This window comes from Parabacteroides sp. AM58-2XD (genome assembly GCF_003463685.1).
Lineage (GTDB): Bacteria > Bacteroidota > Bacteroidia > Bacteroidales > Tannerellaceae > Parabacteroides > Parabacteroides segnis.
On the sequence record NZ_QSDP01000171.1, the window covers coordinates 1 to 7198 of the forward strand.

Annotated in this window: 8 protein-coding genes and 2 pseudogenes; all 10 read right to left on the bottom strand. The window is 43.2% G+C overall.

What is annotated here, in order from left to right; all coding sequences use genetic code 11:
* Positions 1 to 458: 458 nt before the first annotated feature.
* Positions 459 to 1745: a methionine adenosyltransferase gene (gene metK, locus DXA15_RS23975; RefSeq protein WP_009859617.1), complete on the bottom strand. Its 1287-nt coding sequence runs from the start codon at positions 1743 to 1745 to the stop codon at positions 459 to 461.
* 248 nt (positions 1746 to 1993) lie between these two features.
* Positions 1994 to 2185, bottom strand: a complete 192-nt coding sequence (locus DXA15_RS23980; protein WP_009859618.1) for a hypothetical protein — start codon at positions 2183 to 2185, stop codon at positions 1994 to 1996.
* 55 nt (positions 2186 to 2240) lie between these two features.
* On the bottom strand, positions 2241 to 2690 hold the full coding sequence (gene folK, locus DXA15_RS23985) for a 2-amino-4-hydroxy-6-hydroxymethyldihydropteridine diphosphokinase (RefSeq protein WP_128135713.1): 450 nt from the start codon (positions 2688 to 2690) through the stop codon (positions 2241 to 2243).
* Positions 2691 to 2699: 9 nt separating this feature from the next.
* Positions 2700 to 3749, bottom strand: coding sequence for a tRNA preQ1(34) S-adenosylmethionine ribosyltransferase-isomerase QueA (queA, locus tag DXA15_RS23990; RefSeq protein ID WP_010800578.1), 1050 nt, complete (start codon positions 3747 to 3749; stop codon positions 2700 to 2702).
* Positions 3750 to 3863: 114 nt separating this feature from the next.
* Positions 3864 to 4570 (bottom strand): annotated as a pseudogene (gene truB / locus DXA15_RS23995) (tRNA pseudouridine(55) synthase TruB).
* Positions 4571 to 4576: 6 nt separating this feature from the next.
* Positions 4577 to 5377, bottom strand: a complete 801-nt coding sequence (locus DXA15_RS24000) for an undecaprenyl-diphosphate phosphatase (RefSeq protein ID WP_128135714.1) — start codon at positions 5375 to 5377, stop codon at positions 4577 to 4579.
* On the bottom strand, positions 5374 to 5616 hold the full coding sequence (locus DXA15_RS24005; protein ID WP_128135715.1) for a DUF3098 domain-containing protein: 243 nt from the start codon (positions 5614 to 5616) through the stop codon (positions 5374 to 5376). Before DXA15_RS24005 ends, DXA15_RS24000 begins: the two co-directional genes overlap by 4 nt.
* A 13-nt stretch (positions 5617 to 5629) precedes the next feature.
* On the bottom strand, positions 5630 to 6508 hold the full coding sequence (locus DXA15_RS24010) for an ABC transporter permease (RefSeq protein WP_009859624.1): 879 nt from the start codon (positions 6506 to 6508) through the stop codon (positions 5630 to 5632).
* 314 nt (positions 6509 to 6822) lie between these two features.
* On the bottom strand, positions 6823 to 6927 hold the full coding sequence (locus tag DXA15_RS28130; protein WP_369683085.1) for a hypothetical protein: 105 nt from the start codon (positions 6925 to 6927) through the stop codon (positions 6823 to 6825).
* Between the two features lie 65 nt (positions 6928 to 6992).
* Positions 6993 to 7198: pseudogene (locus DXA15_RS24020) on the bottom strand (transglutaminase domain-containing protein); the annotation flags it as partial.

Sequence of the window (7198 nt, forward strand, 5' to 3'; positions counted from 1 at the left end):
ATATTTATTTGCAAGGGAGGACAGGGCTTAATTTCTTCTTTTATATTTATTTGCAAGGGAGGACAGGGCTTAATTTCTTCTTTTATACAAGAAATATGCAGCCATAAAGATATAAATAAATATAGATAATTTTTAACACTCATATCCTAACTCAACAACATTTACCGTTGGATATTAAGAACACATCAGTAAGGTTTTAAGTTTTCAATTTCTCTTTATCCTAACTCAACAACATTTACCGTTGGATATTAAGAACACATCAGTAAGGTTTTAAGTTTTCAATTTCTCTTTCATTATTCGGAATTTTCGGAGCGGAATATGTTAATTATATTTCTTTAGTTAAAAGTCTATAAGTACCTGATAAAACACAATTAAAACGAAAACAAATTCAGGCAACAAGATAAAAAAAGGATATACCGCAGATGGCATATCCTTTTTTAAAATTATTTTTCCGGATATTAAATTCCGAATGCTTCTTTCACTTTATCTACATAATCCAGCTTTTCCCAGGTAAACAACTCTACTTCGCAGACTGTCGGCTGTGGGTTATAGCGGGATATAAATGTTTTGGTAACCGTTTCCGGCTTACGTCCCATATGACCGTAAGAGGCTGTTTCCAGATAGATCGGGTTACGCAGTTTCAGGCGTTCTTCAATGGCTTTCGGGCGCATATCGAAAAGATCCCAGATCTTTTCAGCGATTTCACCGTCTGTCATTTTTACATTTGCACGGCCGAAGGTATTCACGAAGATGTTCATCGGTTTTGCGACACCGATTGCATAAGATACCTGTACCAACATTTCATCAGCCACACCGGCAGCCACCAGGTTCTTGGCGATATGACGGGCAGCATAAGCGGCAGAACGGTCAACCTTCGAAGGGTCTTTACCGGAGAATGCTCCACCACCGTGGGCACCTTTTCCGCCGTATGTATCCACAATGATCTTACGTCCGGTCAATCCGGTATCCCCGTGAGGGCCACCGATCACGAACTTGCCGGTCGGATTCACATGGTAAATGATATCATCGTTGAACAAAGCCTGTACATGAGCCGGATACTGGGCTTTTACCCGCGGTACCAGGATACTCTTTACATCGGCTGCAATCTTCTTCTGCATAGCGATATCGGCTTCTTCCTGGCTAATGCCTTTCGGACCGATAAACTCGTCATGCTGAGTCGATACAACGATCGTATCGATGCGCAACGGCTTGCCGTTGTCATCATATTCAATAGTGACCTGGCTCTTTGCATCCGGACGGAGATAAGGCATCAGGTCGTTTTCGTTCTTGCGGATCTTAGCCAGTTCCCACAACAAGCTGTGTGAGAGATCGAGAGCCAAAGGCATGTAATTCTCTGTTTCATTGGTAGCATAGCCGAACATCATACCCTGGTCGCCGGCACCCTGATTATAAGGGTCTTCGCGTTCCACACCACGGTTGATATCGCCACTCTGTTCATGGATAGAAGAGAATACGCCACATGATTTCGCTTCAAACTGGTATTCACTCTTGGTGTAACCAATTTTTTCGATCACGCTGCGTGCAACATCCTGCACATCTACATAAGCACTTGATTTAACTTCTCCAGCCAAGACAACCTGTCCGGTTGTAACAAGGGTTTCGCAAGCAACTTTCGAGCTCTTGTCATACGCAAGAAACTCATCCAGCAAAGCATCCGATATCTGATCGGCTACTTTATCGGGGTGCCCTTCGGACACCGATTCGGAGGTGAATAAATAACTCATTACTTTTAAATTAGTTGACAGATGACAAGCGACAGTTGACAGTTATAAAAACTACAGACCGGAACCTGAGACTGACAATTGATTATTAATAATGAATTGATAACGGAAGGACCATATATGCCGAACGGCTAAGAAAAATATCTTGTTTTTAGCATTTTTTCCTGTGGTTGCAAGCAATACAAATCTATCCACATCAATTCGGATGCAAAGATAAGAATAATAGACAATTCAAAATTGAAAATTGAAAATTATTTTTTCTTTTTAGTATTCCGAAGCGCTTTCTTGTACTTATACTCGGCTTTCATTTTGGCAGAGCCTGATTTATGGGTACCTCTCAGAAAGTCAGAATATTTGATTTTCTTGTCGCCGGTATTTTCGTCGCTGGCTTTTTTCTTGAAAACCATTCCTCCACCGGTCAGGATTTTTTCTATATCGTTCATTGTTTTATCTTTTATATTTATGTGAAAACAGTGCGAAGTTACAAAATGTTGCCTTTTATAACAGAGAAATAACAGGCTTTTTAAATACGGGATGAATTACATTCGGGGCAATTTCGGCCAAAGGTTCCATCACGAACAGACGCTCATGCATCAGCGGATGCGGCAAAGTCAGCTCCGGAGTTTGCATGACCAGGTCGTCATACAACAGAATATCGATATCGATGATACGGTCATGATAGGCACCGTTACTTTTCTGCGTACGCCCCATCTCGATCTCGATCTCCTGGGTCGCTTTTAAAAGTTCAAGCGGAGACAGAGCCGTCTCAAGCTGCAAAGCCGCATTCAGGAACGTATTTTCCGACTGAAACCCCCAGGGTTCCGTTTCATAAAAACCGGAAAGGGCGAGAACGTCTCCCACCCTTTCAGCTAACAGCGCTGCGGCCGTTATCATATTCCGTCTTTTATTTCCTATGTTCGTACCTAAAGCCAGGTATGCGATAGCCATAAACCGTGTCTAGATAATCAACATTGCGTCACCATAGGCACCGAAACGGTATCCTTCTTTCAGGGCTACCTCATAGGCATCCATAATCAGATCGTATCCTCCGAATGAAGCAGTCATCATCAGAAGAGTCGACAGCGGCATATGGAAATTGGTGATCATGCTGGTAGCCACACTGAAATCGTAAGGAGGGAAAATGAACTTATTGGTCCATCCTTCGAATTCCTTCAGGTGTCCGTCGGTACTTACTGCCGTTTCAATCGCACGCATCACGGAAGTTCCGACAGCACAGATCTGGCGACCGTCGTCCTTACCCTCGTTCACAATGCTCACAACATCTCCATTCACGACCATCTGCTCGGAATCCATCTTATGCTTTGTCAAATCTTCCACGTCGATTTCACGGAAGTTTCCTAATCCGGAATGAACAGTCAGGAAAGCAAAACGGCAATCCTTAATCTCCAGACGTTTCATCAATTCGCGGCTGAAATGCAGACCGGCTGCCGGAGCAACCACCGCACCTTCTTCCGTAGCGAAAATGTTCTGATAGCGATCTTCGTCATCGGCTTCCACCGGACGGTCGATATATTTAGGCAGCGGAGTTTCACCCAACGCATACAATGCTTTTTTAAATTCATCATGATTTCCGTCATACAGGAAGCGCAGGGTACGGCCACGGGAGGTCGTATTGTCGATCACTTCGGCAACCATCGAATCGTCTTCTCCGAAATAAAGTTTATTACCGATACGGATCTTACGGGCCGGATCGACCAACACGTCCCAAAGACGAAGATCTTCGTTCAGTTCACGCAACAAAAACACTTCGATACGTGCACCGGTCTTTTCTTTGTTACCATATAAACGGGCTGGGAAAACTTTTGTGTTGTTGAAGATGAATACATCTTTTTCTCCAAAATATTCCAACAGGTCTTTAAATACTTTGTGTTCGATCTCCCCAGTGTTGCGGTGTACAACCATCAAACGGGACTCATCCCTGTTCTTTGCGGGATGAAGAGCGATCAGTTCCTGCGGCAAATTAAATTTGAATTTAGATAGCTTCATAATGTTACTTTATTTATTTTCTTTTTATTCTTATCATTTATCAGACTAATTCCCGTGCCCGACACGAGATCGCATTGGAACAGACCATATCGCTTGTTCCTTTGCGGCCCCGCATCAAGTACGGGGACAAGCCTCTTCTACCGCTTCGTCCAGAAAAGCATCGATATCTTCCGGATTCATGCATTTATCCAATGTTATATCTCCGATCCGGGTACGTTCCAATCCGATCAGATGGGCACCCGAATTCAGGCTACACCGATATCGCGCGCCAAAGCACGGATATAAGTACCTTTACTACACACCACACGGATCTTAATGACCGGCAGGTTGCATTCCAGCAACTCCATCTCATCGATCACCAGTGTCTTCGACTTCAACTCCACTTCTTCACCTTTACGCGCCAGTTCATAGGCACGTTTCCCATCCACCTTGCAGGCCGAAAAGACCGGCGGAATCTGCTGTATCGTTCCTACAAACGAATTCAGTACTTCTTCCACCTTCTCCCGAGTTATATGTTCCGTCGGATATACGGCGTCTATCTCCTTTTCCAGGTCAAAAGAAGGGGTCGTTTCTCCCAGCTTCAGGGTAGCGACATATTCTTTCGTCTGATACTGGAATTCGTCGATCCTTTTGGTTGCCCTGCCGGTACAAACGATCATCACTCCGGTAGCCAGCGGATCGAGCGTTCCGGCATGTCCGACTTTTATTTTTTTCACTTTCAGCTTCCGCGATAATTTATAGCGGAACTTGTTCACCAGATCGAACGAAGTCCACGTCAGCGGCTTGTTAAAATATAATACCTCTCCTGCAATAAAATCCATTCTAATTTACTTCATCAATGTGCATGCAATAGTAACCAGACCGGCTATTGCACAATAAATAGCAAAGTAGATCAACTTTCCTTTCTTCACGATATTGATCATCCACTTACAAGCCAGACAACCGGACAGAAAAGCCGCTACAAAACCGACAACCAGCGAAAGCGTCGGGATATCCCCGGCGATATCTTCACCTTTTACCAGCTTCAATACATCCAACAGGGCCTCTCCCAGAATCGGGGGAATCACCATCAGGAAGGAGAACTGAGCCAGTTTCGCTTTATTATTACCCAGTAACAAACCTGTGGCAATCGTTGTTCCGGAACGTGAAAGTCCGGGCAAGACGGCACAAGCCTGAGACAAGCCGATAATAAAAGCATCTTTCATCGAAATATTTTCTTTCTGCCGGGGTTTTGCATAATAAGAAAAGGCCAGCAACGCCGCTGTCACCAACAACATGCAACCGACTATCAGCAAACCCGATCCGAAAATAGATTCGACCGTATCTTTGAAAAACACTCCGACAATACCGATCGGTATCATAGAGATCAGGATATTGATCACGTAACGTATCTCGCTGTTCATCTGAAACTTGAACAAGCCGCGAAATATCCATTCGATCTCTTTCCAGAGTATAACTAATGTACTAAATACCGTAGCCACATGGACTACGATTGTAAATGCCAGATTCTCTTCCCCTTCAATTCCGAACAGCGCCGATCCGATAGCCAGATGTCCGCTGCTGCTTACGGGAAGATACTCCGTCAGTCCCTGTACGATCCCCAGCACCAAGGCTTCCAACCAACTCATTCTGCGATTTCTTTACCTTTGCTGTTTTTCAGGATTCCTACAATCATCAGGCCGAACCCGATCACAGTTACTACCGGAGCAACAACGATACGACGTGCACTGAATATCTCCGGGTTAAAACTGGTTGTATCACCAGAACCACCGCCACTCATCAACATAAAACCCACAATGATCACCGCCACAGCAACCGCGATCAGAATAAAATTTTCTTTTCCGAAAGCAAAATCTCTCTTAGCCATCTCTTTTTGTTTATTATATATAATACAACTTATCAACACCCATACGGAGGTACTTGTTTACAGCAAATACAGTAGCCGTTACCGACAACAGGATTCCCAGCAGGAACACCGCCGCATATACAACCAGTAAAGCCTTCACATCCAATAGCTGGATAAAACCGTCCAATTCGTGTTGTAAATAATATAACGAACCGGTCAGCATTAATATTGCCAGGATGGATGCAAAAATACCGCTTACCACATTATAGCGCACAAAAGGGCGCCGGATAAACCCGGAAGTAGCTCCCACCAATTTCATTGTATGGATCAAAAAACGTTTGGAATAAATCAGCAAACGGATCGTATTGCTGATCAGGACAAACGATATAGCCATCAGCATAACAGCCAATGTGAGCAGGATAATGCTCAGGCGCTTCATATTATCGTTCACCATCTGCATCATATCCTTCCGGTAAAGCAGGTCGGATACAGAGGTATATGTTTTGATTTTCTTTTCGATATGCTGTAGGCTGTCCGGATTGGCATATTCGGAATGCAACTTTACTTCTATAGAAGCTTGCAGAGGGTTAAAGCCCAGGAAAGTCTCGGGATTTTCTCCCAGTTCTTCTTCCAGTTCTTTCGCAGCCTGTTCTTTCGAAATGTATTCTGTGGATTTGATAAAAGGAAGCGCGTCCAGGCTTTTCTGCATCTTCTTGATATCTGCTTCTTTCTGATTATCCTTCAATACAATAGAAAATGATATATTTTCCTTGACATAAACCGACAACTGATTTCCAAGCAACCCCATCAACAAAATCAACCCGAGCAGGAAAAGCACCAGGGCGATACTTATGATGGAAGTAAGACGAGAATTAAAGAAAGAAACCGAGTTAACCTTATTATTTTCAGCCATCAGACGTAACCTTATTATTATTCAATAAATTGGGGAGATACGCACAGGGTGCATACCTCCCAATTTTTCTGCAAAGAAAAAAAGAATTTATGGAACAATCTCTGATTTATAATTATTTAACCTCTTAATGTCAGCTTCTATTGGATTGCGATTAGATGTATTAAGCGAATCATCCTATTAGCACCTGGGCTAAATTATATTTACACAAATCACCTACAACATCTACAACATACGAATAAGCCAACTATTTATCAACAACTTAGCATACAGTGGCAGATATTTTTCATCTACAACAAAACACCCTCTATCTACCACTATCCCCTACTTTTCAACCACCAAATACAACCGCCCCTGCTCGCCAGGTGCGTCATTACCCCTACTTTCTTCAAGAAACGACCAAAGACAGACACTTTACTCATCGGTAGTTTCACACCGCTCTTCTTTTGTAGCGAAAGGTAAATTTCTCCGGCTTTATGACTTATTTTTACCACCAAACCTGTTTCCCCTTCTCATACGTAAATATCCGTTCTTCTTTTCCTCTGGTATAATTGCGTAGCCAGTATAAAGTACCTTGGGGGATTTGTTTATATATTAATAATTCATCCTGCTCTGCCGTTTGTTTTCCGGCAGAGGCCCATGCACCCGATTCATCTATATAGAAAAGTTCATAGAGATTACCTTTTCGTATTC

What these genes read in the sequence shown, in the direction of transcription:
- queA (WP_010800578.1), bottom strand. Translation starts at nt 3,749, where the DNA reads ATGAAGCTATCTAAATTCAAATTTAATTTGCCGCAGGAACTGATCGCT.
- metK (WP_009859617.1), bottom strand. Translation starts at nt 1,745, where the DNA reads ATGAGTTATTTATTCACCTCCGAATCGGTGTCCGAAGGGCACCCCGAT.
- DXA15_RS28130 (WP_369683085.1), bottom strand. Translation starts at nt 6,927, where the DNA reads ATGAGTAAAGTGTCTGTCTTTGGTCGTTTCTTGAAGAAAGTAGGGGTA.
- folK (WP_128135713.1), bottom strand. Translation starts at nt 2,690, where the DNA reads ATGGCTATCGCATACCTGGCTTTAGGTACGAACATAGGAAATAAAAGA.
- DXA15_RS23980 (WP_009859618.1), bottom strand. Translation starts at nt 2,185, where the DNA reads ATGAACGATATAGAAAAAATCCTGACCGGTGGAGGAATGGTTTTCAAG.
- DXA15_RS24005 (WP_128135715.1), bottom strand. Translation starts at nt 5,616, where the DNA reads ATGGCTAAGAGAGATTTTGCTTTCGGAAAAGAAAATTTTATTCTGATC.
- DXA15_RS24010 (WP_009859624.1), bottom strand. Translation starts at nt 6,508, where the DNA reads ATGGCTGAAAATAATAAGGTTAACTCGGTTTCTTTCTTTAATTCTCGT.
- DXA15_RS24000 (WP_128135714.1), bottom strand. Translation starts at nt 5,377, where the DNA reads ATGAGTTGGTTGGAAGCCTTGGTGCTGGGGATCGTACAGGGACTGACG.